Source organism: Sulfuriroseicoccus oceanibius (assembly GCF_010681825.2).
Lineage (GTDB): Bacteria > Verrucomicrobiota > Verrucomicrobiia > Verrucomicrobiales > SLCJ01 > Sulfuriroseicoccus > Sulfuriroseicoccus oceanibius.
Genome location: NZ_CP066776.1, coordinates 508,214 through 528,766 on the forward strand (window position 1 = coordinate 508,214; position 20,553 = coordinate 528,766).

At 58.9% G+C, this 20,553-nt stretch carries 15 protein-coding genes; 14 read left to right on the top strand and 1 reads right to left on the bottom strand.

From position 1 onward, the window contains the following. Positions 1–229: 229 nt before the first annotated feature. From G3M56_RS02035 to clpX, 11 genes are all read left to right on the top strand, one after another. Entirely contained in the window at positions 230–1,534 is a 1,305-nt protein-coding gene (locus G3M56_RS02035; RefSeq protein WP_164365205.1) for a Gfo/Idh/MocA family protein, read from the top strand. Positions 1,535–1,539: 5 nt separating this feature from the next. Beyond that, positions 1,540–2,676: a formylglycine-generating enzyme family protein gene (locus tag G3M56_RS02040; protein WP_235203536.1), complete on the top strand. Its 1,137-nt coding sequence runs from the start codon at positions 1,540–1,542 to the stop codon at positions 2,674–2,676. A 26-nt stretch (positions 2,677–2,702) separates the two neighbouring features. Beyond that, a complete protein-coding gene (locus G3M56_RS02045) occupies positions 2,703–3,704 on the top strand; it encodes an FAD:protein FMN transferase (RefSeq protein ID WP_164365204.1) in 1,002 nt (333 codons plus the stop codon). 451 nt (positions 3,705–4,155) lie between these two features. Continuing rightward, entirely contained in the window at positions 4,156–5,268 is a 1,113-nt protein-coding gene (locus tag G3M56_RS02050) for a sulfotransferase family protein (protein ID WP_164365203.1), read from the top strand. Next, positions 5,265–6,605: a cytochrome P450 gene (locus G3M56_RS02055; protein ID WP_268840010.1), complete on the top strand. Its 1,341-nt coding sequence runs from the start codon at positions 5,265–5,267 to the stop codon at positions 6,603–6,605. The genes G3M56_RS02050 and G3M56_RS02055 overlap by 4 nt, the downstream gene beginning before the upstream one ends. A gap of 82 nt (positions 6,606–6,687) precedes the next feature. Then, positions 6,688–7,260, top strand: a complete 573-nt coding sequence (locus G3M56_RS02060) for a DUF1287 domain-containing protein (protein ID WP_164365201.1) — start codon at positions 6,688–6,690, stop codon at positions 7,258–7,260. A 405-nt stretch (positions 7,261–7,665) separates the two neighbouring features. Continuing rightward, positions 7,666–8,037: a hypothetical protein gene (locus G3M56_RS02065; RefSeq protein WP_164365200.1), complete on the top strand. Its 372-nt coding sequence runs from the start codon at positions 7,666–7,668 to the stop codon at positions 8,035–8,037. 2 nt (positions 8,038–8,039) lie between these two features. Then, entirely contained in the window at positions 8,040–9,068 is a 1,029-nt protein-coding gene (gene tilS / locus G3M56_RS02070) for a tRNA lysidine(34) synthetase TilS (RefSeq protein WP_235203537.1), read from the top strand. Positions 9,069–9,831: 763 nt separating this feature from the next. Beyond that, entirely contained in the window at positions 9,832–11,160 is a 1,329-nt protein-coding gene (gene tig / locus G3M56_RS02075) for a trigger factor (protein ID WP_164365198.1), read from the top strand. Between the two features lie 359 nt (positions 11,161–11,519). Next, complete coding sequence (locus tag G3M56_RS02080) at positions 11,520–12,149, top strand: ATP-dependent Clp protease proteolytic subunit (protein WP_164365224.1); 630 nt, start codon at positions 11,520–11,522, stop codon at positions 12,147–12,149. 129 nt (positions 12,150–12,278) lie between these two features. Beyond that, positions 12,279–13,631 (top strand): ATP-dependent Clp protease ATP-binding subunit ClpX, encoded by a 1,353-nt coding sequence (gene clpX, locus G3M56_RS02085; protein ID WP_164365197.1) that lies wholly within the window; start codon positions 12,279–12,281, stop codon positions 13,629–13,631. A gap of 107 nt (positions 13,632–13,738) precedes the next feature. On the opposite strand, the gene G3M56_RS02090 is transcribed toward clpX, so the two are convergent. Further along, positions 13,739–15,202, bottom strand: coding sequence for an SDR family oxidoreductase (locus G3M56_RS02090; RefSeq protein WP_164365196.1), 1,464 nt, complete (start codon positions 15,200–15,202; stop codon positions 13,739–13,741). Positions 15,203–15,556: 354 nt separating this feature from the next. On the opposite strand from G3M56_RS02090, the gene dnaK reads away from it, so the two are divergent. The 3 genes from dnaK to groL all read left to right on the top strand — a co-directional run bounded on the left by dnaK (position 15,557) and on the right by groL (position 19,713). Further along, positions 15,557–17,509, top strand: a complete 1,953-nt coding sequence (dnaK, locus tag G3M56_RS02095) for a molecular chaperone DnaK (protein ID WP_164365195.1) — start codon at positions 15,557–15,559, stop codon at positions 17,507–17,509. 116 nt (positions 17,510–17,625) lie between these two features. Beyond that, a complete protein-coding gene (locus tag G3M56_RS02100) occupies positions 17,626–17,919 on the top strand; it encodes a co-chaperone GroES (protein WP_164365194.1) in 294 nt (97 codons plus the stop codon). A gap of 144 nt (positions 17,920–18,063) precedes the next feature. Next, on the top strand, positions 18,064–19,713 hold the full coding sequence (gene groL, locus G3M56_RS02105) for a chaperonin GroEL (RefSeq protein ID WP_164365193.1): 1,650 nt from the start codon (positions 18,064–18,066) through the stop codon (positions 19,711–19,713). Positions 19,714–20,553: the final 840 nt, after the last annotated feature.

Below are 20,553 nucleotides of genomic sequence, written 5' to 3' on the forward strand. Positions count from 1 at the left end.
GGTGATCCGATGCAACCGAACGGATCGCGGTTTGGGGTTCTTTCAGAGGCGCTTGGGCGAGTGAGGGACGGCCGTCGGGAGGATGTTGCGCGTTGGCCTTCAGCGAGGGATTGGTGGAGTCGGAGCTTGAGTTTGAGCCAATCCGGGACTGGCAGGTAAGTCGTTGATTGAAAGGAGCACTTGATCCCGCTCTTACTAGGGCGACTCTAATTGCACGCCCCAGATGGATATGAGTACCGATCTTACTACCTCTCCTCACGCGATGCCGCGGCGTCACTTCCTCAAATTGGCAGGTGCCGGTGCGCTGGCTCTGGCTGCGCCTGCTATTGTGCGTGCCCAGGCATCGGACGACCGCGTGCTGAAGATTGGTGTGGTGGGCTGCGGCGGACGCGGGACGGGTGCGGTTTTCAACGCGCTCAAGGCGGACCCGAAGGTGGTTCTGTGGGCGGTCGCGGATGTGTTTCCCGAGCAGGTGGAGGCATCGCTCGAGCGGGTGAACCAGCGGTATGCCGAGCGTGTGCAAGTGGATGCGGCGCGCAAGTTCATTGGGCTCGACAGCTACCTCAAGATGGCGGATTCCGATGTGGATGTCGTGTTGCTGGCGTCGCCTCCTGGGTTCCGGCCCAAGCACATGGAGGCGATGGTCGAGGCGGGGAAGCATTTGTTCGTGGAGAAGCCGGTGGCGGTGGATGTGGCGGGCGTGAAGTCGGTTTTGGAGTCGGCCAAGCGGGCGAAGGCGAAGGGATTGTCCGTGCAGCACGGTTTGTGCTGGCGTTTTGACGCGCCGGTGCAGGAAGGGTATGGCAAAGTGATCGCCGGTGATTTTGGCCGTGTGGTTTCGGTCTATGGGACGTTTTTGTCGACTCCTCCGAAAGTGCATCAGCCGGTGGACGCCCGCCCAGATGGGATGGGCGATGTGGAATGGCAAATCCGCAACTGGATGGCGTACGACTGGCTCTCCGGTGGATGTTTGGTCGAGCAGGGCATCCATACGGCGGACAAGCTGTCGTGGGCGATGAACAACGCACTCCCCGTGGCGGCTGTGGCAACGGGTGGCCGCACCGCTGCCGACGATCCGGGCAATACCTTCGACAACTACAGCGTGAGCTATGAGTTCGAGGGGCAGCGTTTTGGCCAGGTGGTTTCGCGCCAGTGGAACGGAACCTATGGCGAGATCACGGACCGTGTTTTTTGCACTGATGCCACGTTCGTCGCGCCAAACCGCGTGATGGCAATGGATCCACAAGGCAAACGTATCTGGCGGGCCAAGGCGAAGCGCACCAACATGTACGATGAGACGCACGTTGATTTGTTTTCCGCGCTGCGTGAGGGCCGTCAGATCGACCACGGCGAGTACGTGGCGAATATGACCATGATGGCATTAATGGGGCGCGAGGCGGCACGCACTGGCCAGCGCATCACGTGGGAGCAGATGTGGAACTCGGAGCAAAAACTGGGACCGGAAAAGCTGGACCTCGATGCCAGCTTCGCTCCGCAGCCGGTGGCAGTGCCAGGAACCTACGAACTGGGATAAGGACGATGGAGAAGCGACGGGGCTATCAATTGCACATGGGACTGGCCGCGGCTTTGCTGTTGGCCGGGTGCGGCGAGCCGGAGCGTGCGGCTCAAGCTGCGAAGGAGAACGTGGCCACTCCGCCGATGCGCGCAGTGGACGAAATTGTCTGCACTCCGCCTGCTCTTGCGGTTCCTGAGACCAATGATGCTCCGGATGAAGCGGAGATGAAGCGTTATACCGTACCGGTGCCGGCGGCTGGAAAGCGGCGCTTTCTCACCATGGTGCCGATCCCATCGGGGAAGTTTGTGATGGGGTCACCGCAGGATGAGGTCGGACGCAATGAGGATGAATCGCCACAGCGCGAGGTCACGCTCGATGCCTTTTGGATGAGCGAATCCGAGGTCACCTGGGCGCTGTACCAGAAGTTCATGGACAACGGAAAAGCGCGCCATAAGGATGGATCGCTGAAACGTAAGCCGTCCGCAGATTCGAAGCCGGAGGAGCTGGTGAGCCAGCCGACGCCGCCGTACTCGCCGATGCACTTTTCCATGGGGACAGGTGGGTATTCTGGAACGTATCCGGCGATCGGGATGACCCAGCATGCGGCGAGTAAGTTTTGCGAATGGCTGAGCGCGCAGACCGGTGAGTTCTACCGCTTGCCGACCGAGGCGGAGTGGGAATACGCATGCCGAGCGGGCAGCACGAGTGCGTGGTCGTTTGGTGATGATCCGGAGCTGCTCGATGAGTACGCCTGGCATGCCGGCAACAGCGACTACGAGTACCAGCCGGTGAAGCAGAAGAAGCCCAACGCATGGGGGCTCTACGATATGCACGGCAATGTGGCGGAGTGGTGCCTCGATGCCTACACGGCGGATGGTTACCCAGCGGAAGCGGCGACCAATCCGTGGAATGTAGCGACGCAGCGGTACCCGAGAGTCGTGCGCGGCGGGCATTGGGATTCGGAGCCGGAGGAAACGCGTAGCGCCGCCAGACTCGCATCGGATCCCGTTTGGAAAGTGCAGGACCCGCAGATTCCGAAGTCGATCTGGTACCACACCGACGCGCCGTGGCTCGGCTTCCGCGTGGTGCGCCCGCTGAACCCGCCGAAGACGCAGGCCGAGCGGGAGAAGTATTGGAACACAGGACCGGGCGAATGGTAGGCCGGCGTACAGTGGCCGATAGATCGATGAAAATTGTTTCGCTAGCTCTGGTCTGGTGGGTCGCGCTGATCGCTGTGGCGTACGCTGCAGAACCGGTGGTGGCTGAGTGCCCGCTGATGGGGACGCTTTTCAAGGTGGTGGTTTACCCGCCGGAAGGAGCGCAGCGTGAGAAGGTGGAGGCCGCGATTGATCAGGCGTTCGCGATTGCTACGCAGATCGACGACGTGGCGTCGGATTATAAATCAAGTAGTGAGCTGCGAGGGTTGAATATACGACATGGGGGACGTCTGTCGGTTACGTTTGCGCCCATCGTGCGTGAAGCAGAGCGCCTGATGAAGGTGACTGATGGAGCGTACGATCCAGGTTTGGGCCGACTGACCGTACTGTGGCGGGAGTCGGTAAAGACGCGTGAACTTCCTGATCCTGATGCGCTGGCTCATGCTTTGCATCACAGCGGATTGGATGGCGTAAGGGGGTGGCATAACAAGACGTCCCTCTTTTCACTGGACAAGAACGATGGGGCGTTACCACATTTGGATTTGGGCGGGATGGCCAAAGGCTACGCGGCCGATCGAATGTTCGACCACCTCAAGGCAGCTGGGTACCCGCGGTCCGCCATTGTGGCCGGCGGCGATGTGCGGGTGGGCGTGGCACCACCAGGACGAATGGGCTGGCCGGTAACCATCCGGACCGCGCGTCCGGACCAAGATGACCTTACGATTTTGGCGGTGAATGCGGGTGTTTCGACATCTGGCGCGCTGTATCAAAATGTGGTCATCGATGGGGTGACTTACTCGCATATTCTCGACCCCAAGACAGGGCTGGGTCTGACGCAGCCGATCGCCGCCACGGTGATTGCAGCGAATGCGACGCTCAGTGATGCGTTGGCGACCGCGGCCTGCGTTGCGGGGGCGGAGGCGGCTGCGGCCAAGATCGAGGACTGGGGCGCGATCAGTGTGCGGGTCGTGACTGATGAAGGAGTGACCATCCCTGATGCCGATGAGTTTTACTGGGAGGATGCGAAGTAGCGGCCACAGATGGGCACGGATTTGCACAGATGATGGTGGGGGCGGAATCGGTGGGGATGGCCACAAAAAGCCACGAAAACGGGGATGGTGGGGCGGTTACCTCTGGTTGTGGTTGTTTTTCCACTGATTTCAGGATTGATGGGATTTGGTGTGGGGTGCGGTGAACCGCTCGGAATGACGTGAGCCGCACGCCGATCCCGCTCCGCCCACAGGAGTGTGGTCGATCCATCGCAACACGGACAGCAGCCATTTATCGATGGGGCAACGACACTTTTGTCGTTGATGCGAGGAGCTCCGTCATCCGTTCGGCGTTCGAACCATCCCTCGTCGAGCGCAGCGCATTCGATAAGGATTTGGATAGGGATAAAGATAACGACCATCGATTCGGCGTGCGCACTCGGGAGATGAGGAGGCTTGCTAATGATTGGCGATTGTTATCCACTGCTTCGCTGTGAAGCTGAAGCATCGGTGGTCTGTAACGCATAACTTTCTCAATGGTCTGACTGCCAAGATGTGGTGGCGGTTGTTGCTGGAAAACCGGTTTGCGGTGAGTCCGGCGTATTGGCACCGTGCGGCGATGGTGTCGGGTTTGAGTGTGATGAACTCGCTAGCCGCACGCAAAGAACGCAGGTTGTTCGGTGAGGCGGTTGAGGCCACGGAGATCACGCAGCCGCCGGTTTTCATCATCGGTCACTGGCGCAGTGGCACCACGCATTTGCACAACCTGATGGCTCAGGATGATGATGGGTTCGCATTTCCCAATACCTACCAGGTGGTGAACCCGGAAACCTTTCTCGTCACCGAGGAGGTGAACACAAAACGGTTTGCCCGTTTGTTGCCTGAGAAGCGGTTGATGGACAACATGGAGCTGTCGTTTCAGTCACCGCAGGAGGACGAGTTTGCGCCCTGTCTCACGACGCTGCTCTCACCGTATCTTGGGATTTGTTTTCCGCGCAACTTCGAGCATTACGAGCGTTACCTGACCTTTGACGGGGTTGCTGAGCACGAGATCGCTCATTGGCAGGAGTCGATGCGGCGTTTTGTCAAAAAGCTGACCTTGAAGTACCAGCGTCCGATCTTGCTCAAGACACCTGCCCACACGGCTAGGATCCGATTGTTGCTAGAGACCTTTCCGGGAGCGCGCTTCGTCCACATTCATCGCAACCCGTACGATGTGTTTCAATCGACGCTGCATTACTACGACACGGCGGTTTGGTATTCGTATTTGCAGAAGCCGGATCGATCCCAGGTGCGCGATATCATTATCAACCGCTACCGGGCGCTCTACGAGGCGTATGATGCGCAGGTTGGAATGATCCCCGAGGGGCGGTTCCTCGAGGTGGCGTATGCGGATCTCGAGCGGGATCCGATCGGGGTGATGCAGGGGATATACGAGTCGTTGGGGTTGGATGGGTTTGAGACCGCCGAGCCTAAGATGCGTCGATATTTGGACACGTTGAAGGGATACAAAAAGAACCGCTACACCGGATTGGATGAGGCGGATCGGGCGCGGGTTGCCGCGGCGTGGGGGAGAAACCTGGAGCGCTGGGGGTACGCGGAATGAGGCGCGTGGTTGCAAGCAACCGGCGCGCGCCAGGTCCCCGCGGTGGGGTGGTGCTTGGGAACTTGAAGGAATTCATCGCCGATCCATTGGGGCTGCTGGAGCGGGCGGTTCGCGAGTATGGTGATGTCGTGCGGTTCCGGCTGGGACCGATGGTCGAGCATTTGGTCAACCACCCGGACCACGTGGCGCACGTGCTGCAATCCCATCAGGCGAACTACGACAAGGATACACGCAGTAGCAGTCACCTGCGCCGCATCTGTGGTGACAGTTTGCTCACGACCAACGGCGCAGAATGGAGACGGCGGCGTGATCTGATCCGCCCCGCATTTCGCAAGGGATGTGTGCAGGAGTTCACTACGCTCATGGTGGATTCGTGCGGAACGTTGCTAGACGGCTGGGAGCGTGAGGCGGAGCGGCAACGGGATGCTGCATCGGAGATGACTCGTTTGACCTACACGATCGTGGCGCGGGCGTTGTTCTCTACCGACGTGAGAGTCGGCGCGTCGGAGATGGAGCCGGTTATGCGTTCGTTGATGGACATTAGCTTTGAGCGCCTGCGCCGTGTGGTGAACCTGCCATCATGGGTGCCTACTGCGGAGAACCGTCGCTTCCGCACGGCGCTCGCTGAGATGGACCGGATGGTCTATGAGCTGATCGATTCGCACCGTCAGAGTGATCGGTACGATGATTTGCTATCGATGCTGTTGCGCGTGGCGGACGACGCCAGCGGTCAACGCATGACGCTGCGTGATGTGCGCAATGAAACGATTACTTTGCTGATCGCGGGGCATGAAACCACGGCCAACGCGTTGAGCTGGACGCTGCATTTGCTAGCGACTCATCCGGAGATTCAGGAGGATGTGCGCGATGAAGTAGCGAGTGTGTTAGGTGGGCGCCCGCCGGTGGTCGATGACCTGGCGCGGCTTGAGTTGCTGACGCGCGTAGTGCACGAATCGATGAGGCTTTTCCCTCCGATTTGGATCATCGAGCGGCGGGCGATTGCAGACGATGAGATTGCTGGGTTTCACATTCCGCGGGGCTCCGGAGTGGTGGTGAGTCCGTGGACGATGCACGGTCATCCGGGATTCTGGGAGCAACCGGACGTGTTTGATCCGTCGAGGTTTGAGAGCGGGCACAACCCGGCGTTCATGCCCTTTGGCGGTGGTCAGCGGTTCTGCGTGGGCAATGAGTTTGCGATGATCGAGGCGAAGGTGATTTTGGCGATGGTGCTCCAGCGCTTCCGGGTGCGGCCTGTCGACGGCGCGGTGATCCGTCCGTTTGCCGGCATCACACTTCCGCCCGCGCACGGGATGCCGTTGAGGTTTGATCCGTTGTGAGCGGCTGGTGTTTGGATGCGGTGTTAGTTCGCGTTCTCTGGGGTCTTGCGTTGCACTGCGTATTCACGGCATGCTGTGGCCCATGAATAAGTTTTTGCCTCTCATTTGCTTTGTTTGCTGTGTTTCGATCTCGTTGGCCGACCAGGGAGCGAAGGTGGTGGAGGCCGCGCGGGCGCAGGTGGGCAAGACGCTGAGCTATGACCCCGCTTATCGTATGCTGGATTACCCGAATGGTGACGTGCCGATGGAGACTGGGGTTTGCACGGATGTGGTGATCCGCGCACTGCGTGCCGGTTTGGAGAGAGACCTGCAAAAGCGCGTCCACGAGGACATGAAGAAGAATTTTTCGAGCTACCCGAAAATCTGGGGGCTCAAGCGGCCGGATAAGAATATCGACCATCGGCGCGTGCCGAATTTGATGACCTACTTCAAACGGATGGGCTATGCGCTGCCGGTGACCAAGAATGCGGCAGACTACCTGCCGGGGGATCTGGTGACGTGCACCGTGCCGCCGCATCTTCCTCACATCATGATTGTTAGTAATCGGAAGAACTCCGAGGGTGTGCCGCTGATTATTCATAATATCGGAGGCGGCGCGCGGGAGGAGGACCGGTTGTTTGAGTTTCCGCTTACGGGGCATTACCGGCTGAAGTGAGCCACAGATGGGCGCGGATGGTCACAGATGGGGGCTGGGATCCTCAGAGCAATCGATGGTGATGACGGGAAGTTCACCTTAGGACTTGGTGGTTTGAAACCACGAAGGACGCGAAGAGCACGAAGGTGTGGGAGTGCGGCGAGAATCGCTGCTTTCGATTGGAGGCGGAGCCGGGTGTGGGGCGACGAAGATCCGTGAGATACCAGAATATCTGGGGCGGCTGTCTTTGCCGGAGTTCATTTGCTGTTTGAGTGGGTGTTCGCGACCGTGGGCACTCTCGGCGCAGCCGAATATCTTCGCCATCCTGCCAATCTGTGGACAGACCATCCATGATTATCCCGCGACATCCTCATCATCTGCGGACGGATCTTGCTACCGGGCTCGGTTGGGCGCATTGATAGACGCATGAACGCCTGGCTACAGCTCTCTGACCATTCGAAGACGGAAATGGATCTTCCCGATGCGAATGCATTTCTTCGATTTTTGGATGATCTCGACCTTGAGGAGCTGGATGAGGCGGGGCGCGAGGCTTGGAAGGATCGCCAGACCTTTTGCCCATGGGGCATTGGAGTGAACATGGGGACCAGCAATGGCATTCATGTTTACCGGGCGGACCCGCATAGCGATTGCTTTGATGTGCTGCATGCGAAGTCGAAGTCGAAGAAGTTTCTCGGGGCGATTCCGACTGAGGTGGAAGATTCGGACTTCTACGAACACGTCACCCGTGACCGGGTAGCGGAGTTGGTGCGGATGTATTACGCGTCACTTGAGAATTAAGCATGACGGTGGTGGAGTCAGCGCGCGCCGCATTTGAGCGGTGCGGGATTTTCCAGTCGTCGCCGGGGCCGCTGGTGGTTGCCGTCTCTGGAGGTGTGGATTCGATGGTTTTGCTGTCGGTGGCGGTGGACCTGCTGGGCTCCGAGCTCGTGGTGGCGGCAAGTTTTGACCATCAGTTGCGAGCCGAGAGTGCCGGCGATTTGGCGATGGTCGGGGTGTATGCGGCGAAACTGGGGTGTCGTTTTGAATCGGGGCGTGGCGATGTGGCTGCGGCGGTAGCGGCGGGAGGCGGATCGGTCGAGCAAGTGGCGCGGCGGATGCGCTATGAGTGGCTGGCCGATGTGGCGCGTGCTCGTGGGGCTGCGGTGGTCGTGGTCGGTCATCATGCCGACGACCAGGCGGAGACGGTGCTCTTTAATTTGTTGCGGGGTGGGGGGCTGGCGGCTGCCGGCGGGATGGCGGAAACCAGCACCGTACCGGGGGCGGAGGACGTGAGTTTATTGCGGCCGTTGTTGTCGGTGCGCCGTGACGATTTGGTGGCATTCGCTGCTGTGCATGGCGTGCCGTTTTGTGACGACGCATCGAACCAATCGCTGGATTTCACGCGCAACCGGATCCGGCATGAGGCTCTGCCTCTGTTGTCGGAATTGATGGAGCGAGACGTGGTGCCGGCGCTGATACGGCATGCGGAGATTGCCCGTGCCGACGAGGCGTTTTTGGAATCGTTGGCTGAGCGTGAGCTGGAACGTTTACGGCGTGACGCTCCGGAGGATGCTGTGGAGGGATCGCTGGCACTGATGGTGGTTGGGCTGCGGGAGTTGGACCTGGCGTTGCGGGCGCGTGTGGCGTTGCGGTGGCTGGCTGCATGCGGGGTGCCGGATGTATCGCGTCGCGACGTGTTGGCTGTGGATGAGGTGGCAATGGCCACGGACCGTCCGGCCAAGGTGAATGTGAAGGCGGGGCTGTGCGTGCGTCGGCGGGCGGGGATGTTGTTCATCGCGCCCCAGAAGAGCGGTGATCGGAGTTGCTGATAGGACAGGCTCACGCAAAGACCCGAAGACCCAAAGCGAAGATGTGGTGGTATGGGAGTGCGGCGAGGATCGCTGCTTTTGATTGGAGGCGGAGCCGGTTGGGATGGCCACGAAAATGCACAAAAGCCACGAAAAGAGGATGGGGGATTGGTCGGAGGTTAAGCCTGGCCTGCGGGTGGCTGTGATTGGTGGATTTGCGCCGCACGCTTGGCCAGATCTGTGGTGTGGCGGGTTCCCCAGAGTGTGGTCGCCTGAAGCTCCTGTCACACTGGGCTGGTTTGCGATCTCCTGTCACGAGATGGAGCTAGTGGTTTGCGCCCCTTGCGGATGCCGTGGTCGCGGGACAGCGCGCTGCTGGAATCCTCATCGATATCGATATCCAAATCGGAGTTGCAGATAGGACAGGCTCACGCAAAGACCCGAAGACCCAAAGAGGGGATGCGGTGGTGTGGGAGTGCGCCGAGGATCGCGGCTTTTGATTAGAGGCGGAGGCGGTTGGGATAGCAACGAAGAGGCATAAAAGCCACGAAGAGAGGATGGGGGATTGGGCGGAGATCGGGTGCGGCTTGATGTGGGCGGAGAAGGTGCGGTGTGATTGCGTGGTTTTGGCGGAAATTCCCCATTGTGGAGCCGTCGTTTCATTCTCACCATCTGCGGTTGCGCGGGCGGGATTTCTCTTCTAGGTTCACGTCCCTCTGCCACAACGTGTGGCTGAGATATAACTCTCTCACGGCGTGAAATTTGCGCCAGGACATGATTTCCCATGAACATCCAGGTAGATAAAAAACCAAATTGTGAGGCGGAAGTGCGCGTAGAAGTGACCGCCGAAGAAGTGAAGAACAAGCGTTCGACCATCACTGCCGGTTACAAGCAGCACGCCAAGATCCCAGGCTTCCGTCCTGGCAAGGCTCCTGATGCCGTGGTTGCCAAGCGGTTCAAGGGCGAGATCGAAGGTCAGCTCCGCGACGACCTTCTCCGTGGTGGTCTCGACGAGGCAGTGAGCGAGAACAAGCTCAACGTGCTCAACGTGACCCAGATCAACGACGACCAGTTCAACGAAGACGGATCCTTCAGCTATGTGGCTACCGTGACCCTCGAGCCTGAGTTCGAGCTTCCTGACTACAAGAACATCACTGTTGAAGTCGCCAAGGAAGAGATCACCGACGAGCGCATCGCCGAGGAACTCGACAACCTGGCCGAGCGTTTCGCTGAGTACGCTGACGTGGAAGACCGTGCGGTTGCCATGGGCGACATCGCGATCATCAACTACACCGCGACTCTCGACGGCAAGCCACTCAAGGAAGCCGAGCCAAAGGTGACCGATTTCATTGCAGGTCGCGAAGACCACTGGATCAAGATGGACGAAGAGTCGTTCATGCCAGGTTTCTGCGGTCAGCTCATCGACCTGGAAAAGGGCGGCAAGAACGAGAAGGTGGAAATCACCGTTGCCGACGACTTCCCACTTGAGAGCCTCCGCGGCAAGGAAGTGATCTACAGCGTGGAAATCACCGGCATCAAGGAGCAGAAGCTTCCTGAGATCAACGACGAGTTCGCAGCCAAGCTGATGCCTGAGAAGACCCTCGAGGACATCAAGGCACTGATCCGCGAAAACTTGGAAGACCAGGCCGAGCAGGCACGCAACAGCGCGATCGTCGACCAGGTGGTTGCCAAGCTCGACGAAGCCGTTGAGACCGAGCTTCCAGAAGACGTCGTGGCACGTGAGACCCAGCGTCGTGTGGACGAAATGGTTCGCCGCGGCCAGACCCAGGGAATGGACGCCGACGCGATTGCCGCTCAGCAGGAAGAGATTCTTGAGGCAGCAACCACACAGGCGAAGGTCGGCGTGAAGTCGTCGTTCATCCTCGAGAAGATCGCTGAAGCTGAGAAGATCGAAGTCAGCGACAACGACCTGATGCAGGCAGTGGCTGCTGAAGCCCAGCGTTCCGGCAAGCAGGTCAAGAAGCTGGTCAAAGAGATCCAGAAGAACAACCAGGTGGGCACCATTCGCCACCAGATTCTCATCGGCAAGGTGATCGACTTCCTCAAGAAGAACGTCACCGTGAACGATGCGCCAGCAGACGCTGACGCCTAAGTTTGAATCAATTTGGCGCGCGGCCTGAATCCGCGCGGCCTATGGTCACCGGTTGTCCTTTCGGGCAACCGGTGATTGCGTATTGTGGCGGCACGATCGGAGACTCTGCCGGGCAGGCGGGCCACCGATGACTCGAAGTTGGCAAAAAACCTCAACGAATCCTCGCTTGGTAAACGCCCCATCTCGTGCGCAGGATGGGATCCCGGTTTTCAGAGCCAATCCGCCGCGGATGGCGTATCAGAAAGAATCCATCCTTTACACCAGCGAAGAACTCACCCATTTAATCCACCATGTCAGAAATCATCAATTCTCCGTCGTCCGGCGCGGCTCCTGCCGGATCCCTCCTCCTCCCGCCGCACATGCGCGAGATCGGCAGCCGTGCCGCCCAGGTGCAGGGTGTCAGCGTGATTGAGAAGGAAGGTGGCAGCTTGATCCAGTTCGACTTGTTGTCGCGCTTGCTCAAGGACCGCATCATTTTCATCGGCGAGCAGATCTCCGATCCTCTTGCCAACTATGTCATCGCTCAGATGCTTTATTTGCAGATGCAGGATCCGTCGAAGGACATCAGCATCTACATCAACTCGCCGGGTGGATCGGTGACCGCAGGTCTCGCGATCTACGACACGATGCAGTTCATCTCGTGTGATGTGAACACGTACTGCATGGGCATGGCGGCGAGCATGGGCTCGGTGTTGCTTACCGCTGGTACCAAGGGCAAGCGCTTCGCATTGCCGAACTCGCATATCATGATCCACCAGGTTTCCGGTGGTGCCCAGGGTACCGCCAGCGACGTCGAGCGGACCGTTGAGTTCATGTACTCGCTCAAGAAGCGTCTCAACGCGATCCTTGCCAAGCACACAGGCAAGACCATCGAAGAAATCGAGCGCGACTCCGATCGTGACAACTACATGACCGCCGAGGAAGGCGCGGCCTACGGGCTCGTCGACCAGGTGTTGGTCAACAAAGAAGACGCTGACGAGAAGAAGTAAGCGTTCTCAAGACTCAAACCAATTGGGACGCCACGCCTGCGGGAGGGCGTGGCGATCCCCGGAGCCACTGGCACTGATGCCGCGGCTTCACAGCCCCAACCCCATCCCGACGATTGATCAGAAAGAATTATGGCGCGTCCATCCAATCTCACCATGTGCAGCTTCTGTGGCAAGAGCCAGTCGGAAGTCCGCAAGCTCATTGCTGGTCCAGGTGTTTACATCTGCGACGAGTGCATTGACGTTTGCGGTTCCATTCTGGAGAAGGAGCTGAAGGAAGCAGGCCAGGAGTTTGAAGATCCAGGCTTTGAATTGCCGGCACCAGCGGCGATCAAGGCGGAGCTCGACAAGCACGTGATCGGTCAGGACGCACCGAAGCGTGTGCTTTCGGTGGCGGTACACAACCATTACAAGCGTATCTTCGGCCGCAAGGACTCGTTGATCGACGAAGTGGAAGGATCCGCTGAGTTCTCGGATGTTGAGTTAGAGAAGAGCAACGTGATGCTGCTCGGCTCGACTGGCTCGGGTAAGACCTTGCTCGCCCGCACTCTGGCGCGCACGCTCGACGTGCCATTCTGCATTGTCGACGCCACCACTCTGACCGAAGCCGGTTACGTGGGCGAAGACGTGGAGAACATCATCCTGCGCTTGCTCCAGGCCGCCGATTACGACGTGGCCAAGGCCGAGCGCGGCATCATCTACGTCGACGAGATCGACAAGATCGGCCGCAAGACCCAGAACGTTTCGATCACCCGTGACGTGTCCGGCGAAGGCGTGCAGCAGGCATTGCTCAAGATCCTCGAGGGAACCGTGTGCAACGTGCCACCACAAGGCGGCCGCAAGCACCCACAGCAGGAGTACATCCAGGTGAACACAGAGAACATTCTCTTCATCTGCGGTGGTGCCTTCGTTGGTCTCGAAGAAATCATCCAGAGCCGACTCGGCCACAATGTGCTCGGCTTCGGAGCGGAGAAGAGCAAGCGAGCCCAGGAACTGACTCCGGCTGAGTTGCTCAGCAAAGTACAGCCTGAGGACATGCTGCAGTTCGGCCTGATCCCTGAATTCATCGGTCGTATCCCGGTTACCACCACCTTGCACCCGCTCAGCAGCGAGGACTTGGTCCGCATTCTCACCGAGCCGAAAAATGCGATGGTGAAGCAGTACCGCAAGTTGTTGGCGATGGAGGGTGTCGACCTCAAGATCACCGAGAGCGGACTCAAGGCCTTGGCTGAAGAAGCCATCAAGCGCGGCACCGGTGCCCGTGCGCTCCGTTCCATCCTTGAGACCCTGATGCTCGACGTCATGTACGACGTGCCTGGCCACGACGAGATGGGCACCATCATCATCGATGAAGATGTGGTGGAAGGAAAAGCCGAGCCGGTTTTCGAGAAGTCCGCCAAGAAGTCGTCGGTAAAGCCGAAGGCGAAACAGGAGGACGAGGCATCGGAAGGCGATGCGGGCGAGGATGACGGTGAAGCCGCGTAGTCCCTTAGTTAGTTGTTAAAGAAGCGCCCTGGGGTCGAGTGACCGCAGGGCGCTTTTTTTATAGAGCTATCAAATAGGTCCTATAAGTCCTATGGGACCTATGGTGGTTACACCTCTCTCCCCGGCCAGCCTGCTGCCAAGCGCTTCAGCATCTGGGGAAACAGGATGACGTGGAATGGATACGAGCCTGCCCAGTAGAGGCGGCCGAAGAGACCACGCGGGCGGAAGGTGGCGCGTTGGTGGAGGGTGTCGTCGACAAGTTCGAACTCAAGCCACGCTTCGCCGGGGAGCTTCATTTCGGCGAACAAAATGAGACGGCCGTTGGGGCGGTCGCTGACGATGACGCGCCAGAAGTCGAGGGCGTCTCCGGTGCGTAGTTCTGTGGGGTGGCGTCTGCCGCGGCGCACGCCGATGCCGCCGACGAGAAGGTCGAGGAACCCGCGCAGCCTCCACGCCCAGTCCAGGCTGGGCCAGCCGTGGCGTCCGCCGAGCGACCAGATGGCGTTGATCACATGTTCGCGCGGGGCGGTGATGGGAACGGATCGTCGATCGTGGAACACACCGTGCTGCGGGACGTTGATGTTGCGGATGTGGCGGGTGTCGATCTGACCGGATGCCAGTGAGCTATACCAGGCGGATGGCACGCGGTCCTGGGCGATGCGCGAGAGGGCGGCCTCAATGGCCTCGTGGTAGGTGAGCAGGGGTTGAGGAATCAGTTCGGTAATGCGCTTTTCGCTGCAGGTGGTTTCCAGATGGAGTGAATCCACCAGTGCGCTGGCCAAGGCGAAGTTGGTGGCCGTGATGAAGTAGAGCCAGTACGACGAGAGCTTCGGGTTGAAGAAGGGAACGGGCACGATCCAGCGGTGGAGCCCACGGACATCGGCGTAGCCTTCGAGCATGGACTGATAGGTCATCACTTCCGGGCCGCCGATATCGAACCGCTCACCGAGCGTGTGCTCGTGGAGCTTCGGGTCGATCACATTGAGCAGGTAATGGATCACATTGCGGATGGCGATGGGCTGGCAGTTGGTACGCGCCCACTTTGGCGTGATCATGAACGGCAGCTTTTCCACCAGGTCTCGGATGATCTCGAACGATGCGCTGCCCGAGCCGACGATGATCGACGCCTGAAGAGTCGTGAGCGGGACGCGGCCATTTGCGAGGATCTCGAGCACATTCGATCGCGATGACAGATGCTGTGAGAGTTTGGTCCCTTGCGGGATGATGCCGCTGAGGTAAACGATTTGTTGGCACGGCGTCTGGCCGATCCAGTCGGCGAACGCAGTGGCGCATTGCGCCTCCTTTTCCGAGAATCCTTTGCCGGTTCCCATCGAGTGGAGCAGGTAGTAGGCGGCGTCGATGGAGCCAACCGATTCCGGAGCGGGGATTGTGTCGGGCACGAGGAAGTCGGCTTCGATAATTTCCAGCTGATCGCCCCAGCCGATGAACTGATCGCTGGGAAAGCGCTGCGGATTCCTCACCTGGGCAACCACGTGGTGACCGGCTTCGAGCAGTGTGGGGATGAGCCGGAGACCGATGTAGCCGTTAGCGCCTGTGACGAGAACTTTCATGGGGTGTCTACGATACGAGGCACAGGCTGCGATAGGTCTTATAAGTCGAATAGGACCTATGGAGCGAGTGCCGTAATGGCACTTAGGACAACTTGTCGCATTCGTTGTGCGTCATTTTGGCGCCTTTGTGCCGTGCGTGCCATGTGGTCACACGACTGTGGAAGGAGTGGTGTCTGTGCAATCCCTTTAAAAATAGAGGTTTGTGGGAGTTGGCACGGATTTTTCGAAATTGGCACTGTCTGTGCAAAGAGAAATGCCGAGCGTGCCATCAGCGTGCCAGGTCCCAAGATGTGGGCGGTACGCGGCGCAGCGAATCAACCAGAAGAAATCCAACCAGAAAGGAACCTGAATATTATGGCAAAGATTCTCGGAATCGACCTTGGTACCACCAACTCGTGCATGGCCGTCATGGAAGGCAGCGAGGGTACCGTCCTCGAAAACTCGGAAGGCGCACGCACCACTCCAAGTGTGGTGGCATTCGCCAAGTCGGGTGAGCGTCTCGTTGGCCAGGCGGCAAAGCGCCAGGCTGTGACCAACCCGAAGAACACCATCTTCTCCGCCAAGCGCCTCATCGGCCGCAAGTTCTCCGAACTCAGCGCCGACGACAAGAACGTCCCGTACGAGATCGTTGAGGCAAGCAATGGCGACGCCCACATCAAAGTGGAAGTCGGTGGCGAAGAGAAAGTCTACAGCCCACAGGAAATCTCCGCGATGATCCTCGGCAAGCTGAAGTCCGACGCTGAGTCGAAGCTCGGTGAAACCATCAGCGAAGCCGTGATCACCGTGCCAGCGTACTTCAACGACGCCCAGCGTAACGCTACCAAGGCCGCTGGTGAGATTGCCGGCCTCAAGGTGCGCCGCATCATCAACGAGCCAACCGCAGCCTCGCTTGCGTACGGTCTCGACAAGAAGTCGGACGAGAAGATCGCCGTGTACGACCTCGGTGGTGGTACTTTCGATATCTCCGTGCTTGAGATCGGTGACGGTGTGTTCGAAGTGCTTGCAACCGACGGTGACACCCAGCTCGGTGGTGATGACTGGGACACCCGCATCATCAACTGGATCGTTGACGAGTTCAAAAAGGACAGCGGCATCGACCTCAATGGCCAGCCGGACGCAATCCAGCGAATCAAAGAGGAAGCCGAGAAAGCCAAGATCGCGCTTTCTTCCTCGACCAACTACGATTTGAACCTGCCGTTCATCACTGCAGACGCTACCGGGCCAAAGCACATCCAGCAGTCGCTGACCCGTGCCAAGCTTGAGCAGCTTTGCGCTGATCTCTTCGACCGCACCAAGAAGCCAGTGCTTGATTGCATCAAGGAAGCTGAGCTCAACGTGTCGGAAATCGACGAGCTCGTTCTCGTCGGTGGCATGACCCGTATGCCGCGCGTGTTCGACATCGCCCGTGAACTGGCTGGCAAGGACCCACACAAGGGTGTGAACCCGGACGAAGTGGTGGCCATCGGTGCTGCGATTCAGGGCGGCGTGCTCCAGGGCGACGTCAAGGACGTGCTCCTTCTCGACGTGACCCCATTGACCCTCGCGATCGAAACCGCGGGCGGCGTGGCGACTCCAATGATCGAGCGCAACACCACCATCCCTGCCAAGAAGTCGCAGGTCTTCTCGACCTACGCTGACAACCAGCCGGGCGTGGAAATCGTGGTCCTTCAGGGTGAGCGCCCAATGGCTGCTGACAACAAGACGCTCGGTACCTTCAAGCTCGAGGGCATCGACCCAGCGCCACGTGGCGTGCCACAGATCGAAGTGACCTTCGACATCGACGCCAACGGCATCCTCCACGTTTCCGCCAAGGACAAGAACACCGGCAAGGAGAACAAGATCTCGATCGCCGGATCCAGCGGACTCAGCGACGACGAAATCGAAAAGGCCAAGCGCGATGCGGAAGCTCACGCTGAAGAAGACAAGAAGCGCAAGGAGAGCGCCGAGACCCGCAACAACGCGGATCAGATGGTCTTCCAGGTGGAGAAGCAGCTTGAGGAAGCCGGTGAGCAATTGCCAGCCGAGCTCAAGTCCGACATCCAGGGCAAGGTCGACGCGGTGAAGGAAGCTCTTAAGGGCGACGACAACGACGCGATCAAGAAGGCCTCCGACGAACTGCAGGCAGCTCTTGGTGAGTTGGCCCAGGCCGCACAAGGTGCCGCAGGCGCCGCTGGCATGGACCCGGCCGCCGCTGCAGCAGCCGCAGCCGCCCAGCAGGGTGGTGCCGCACCATCCGGCGATGCCGGTGGCGAGCGCCAGGCCAAGGGCAAAGTTGTCGATGCTGAAGTCGTGGAAGACGACAAGTAAGCACTAGCTATCCATCATCCCTTTCCCACCGGCGTGTTCTTATGAGCACGCCGGTGGCTTACCACTCAACTACGGCAACGTAGTCAAAAACAACCATACCAATAAGATAACCTATTATGGCTAACAGCATCCAACCACTCGGACAGCGCGTTCTCGTGAAGCGCATCCAAGCTGAAGAACGTACCGCAGGCGGCATCGTGCTTCCTGACTCGGCTCAAGAGAAGCCACAAGAGGCATCCGTCGTTGCACTCGGAACTGGTGGCAAAGACGACAACGGCAACCCAATTGAGTTCGCTGTGAAAGTTGGCGATACCGTGTTGATCTCGAAATACGGCGGTACCGAAGTGAAGGTCGGCGGCGAAGACATGCTGATCCTCTCGGAGAACGACATCCTCGGCATCGTCGGATAACACGCTTCGCGCAGTGATTCGGGACTAGGGATCGGGGATTAGGAAAATTCAGCACTGCTGGTGCAGTGATCCATTCAATCCTCTGCGGTCCCAACCGCACACTTTATAAATCTAATATCAATTAACCAGTAACTAATAACTAGTATGGCTAAACAACTTAAGTTTGACGAATCAGCCCGCCAGGGTCTCCTCCGCGGTGTGGAAACACTCGCACGTGCCGTGAAGGCAACACTTGGACCATCCGGTCGCAACGTGATTCTCGACAAGAAGTTCGGTTCCCCAACCATCACCAAGGACGGTGTGTCGGTTGCCAAGGAGATCGAGCTCGAAGATCCGTACGAGAACATGGGTGCCCAGCTCATCCGTGAAGTCTCGAGCAAGACATCGGACGTGGCCGGTGACGGAACCACCACCGCAACCGTGCTTGCAGAAGCTATCTACAAGGAAGGTCTGCGCAACGTGACCGCAGGTGCCAACCCAATCTCGCTCCAGCGCGGTATCCTCAAGGCATCGGAAGCTATCGTTGCTCGCCTTGCTGAGATCTCGAAGCAGGTTTCCGACACCAAGGAAGTGGCACAGGTTGCTACCGTGTCCGCCAACTGGGACGCTGAGATCGGTAACATCATTGCTGAAGCCATGGACAAGGTCGGCAAGGACGGCACCATCACCGTGGAAGAAGCGAAGGGCATCGAGACCACACTCGACGTGGTGGAAGGGATGCAGTTCGACAAGGGTTACCTCAGCCCATACATGGTGACCAACCCAGAGAGCATGGAAGCTTCGCTCGAGAATGCTTACATCCTCATCCACGAGAAGAAGATCTCGAACCTCAAGGACATGCTTCCGCTGCTTGAGAAGGTTGCCCAGTCGGGTCGCCCATTCCTCATCATCGCTGAAGACATCGAAGGTGAAGCACTTGCTACCCTCGTGGTGAACAAGATCCGCGGCACCCTGAACGTGGCTGCTGTGAAGGCTCCAGGCTTCGGCGACCGCCGCAAGGCCATGCTCGAAGACATCGCCATCCTCACCGGTGGCCGCGTCATCACCGAAGACCTCGGCATCAAGCTCGAGAACGTCACCCTCGAAGACCTCGGAAGCGCCAAGCGCGTCGTCATCACCAAGGAAGACACCACCATCGTTGAAGGTGCTGGCAAGTCCGACGACATTACCGGCCGCGTGAACCTCATCCGCCGTCAGATCGAAGAAACCACCTCCGACTACGACAAGGAGAAGCTCCAGGAGCGCCTTGCCAAGCTCGCTGGCGGTGTGGCAGTCATCAACGTGGGTGCTGCAACCGAGACCGAGATGAAGGAGAAGAAGGACCGTGTCGACGACGCCCTGCACGCGACCCGCGCCGCAGTGGAAGAGGGCATCGTTGCTGGTGGTGGTACCGCACTCATCCGTGCACAGGCAGCTCTCGACGAGATGACCGACCTCCCAATGGACGAGCAGATTGGTGTCGACATCGTGCGCCGCGCTGTGGAAGCACCACTTCGTCAGCTTGCTGCAAACGCAGGCCGCGAAGGCGCACTCATCGTCTCGAAGGTGAAGTCCGCTGCTGGTAACGAAGGTTACAACGTGGCAACCGACACCTACGAAGACCTCGTGACCGCCGGTGTGGTGGACCCAACCAAGGTGACCCGCAGCGCTCTCCAGAACGCAGCGTCGATCTCCGGTCTCCTCCTCACCACCGAGTGCCTTATCACCGACGTGCCAGAGCCGGAAGCGGCTGGTGGCGCCGACGCAGGCATGGGTGGTATGGGCGGAATGGGTGGCATGGGCGGCATGATGTAATCATCTGACCGACCATGACCCGGTTGATCGGGGCAGCTGCTCTGATCAGACATTCCCGGATCATTTGATTCTCCCGGTTCGCATCACGCGGGCCGGGAGAATTTTTTTGTGGAGAGCTGCGGAGAGCAGGGTGGAGCGGAGAGGCAACGACAGGAGTGTCGTTGGTCCATCGGGGAATGGTCGGTCTTGCGTGTTGTGATGGAGCAACCACACTCCTGTGGTTGGGAGTGGTTCATGTCATTGTGAGCGATACAAAGCAACTCACTTCAAATCTCCTCAATCCTGTAATCTGCGGAAAAAATAGCGACCGGCGGTGACCGACGCTCCCTTCTTCGTCGCCGGAGCAGACCGTCCTTTGGGATCTTTGGGTCTTTGCGTGAGGCTCCTTTAGGTGGAACCACGAAGAGCGCGAAGTTCACGAAGTAGATGAGGACTCCGCCCTCATAGTCGGCAGGAATGCCGACCCACCAGCGTTGCGCGTGCCTGGTCGAGGGGCGAGCCGATGACGGAGCTTTGCGAGCAACGACAGGAGTGTCGTTGGTCCATTGGGGAATGGTCGGTCTTGTGTGTTGTGATGGAGCAACCACACTCCTGTGGTTGGGAGTGGTTCATGTCATTGTGAGCGATACAAACCAACCCACTTCAAATCCCCTCAATCCTGCAATCTGCGGAAAAAATGGCGACCGGCGGTGACCGGCGCTCCCTTCTTCATCGCCGGAGCAGACCGTCCTTTGGGATCTTTGGGTCTTTGCGTGAGGCTCCTTGAGGTGAAACCACGAAGAGCGCGAAGTTCACGAAGTAGATGAGGACTCCGCCCTCATAGTCGGCAGGAATGCCGAC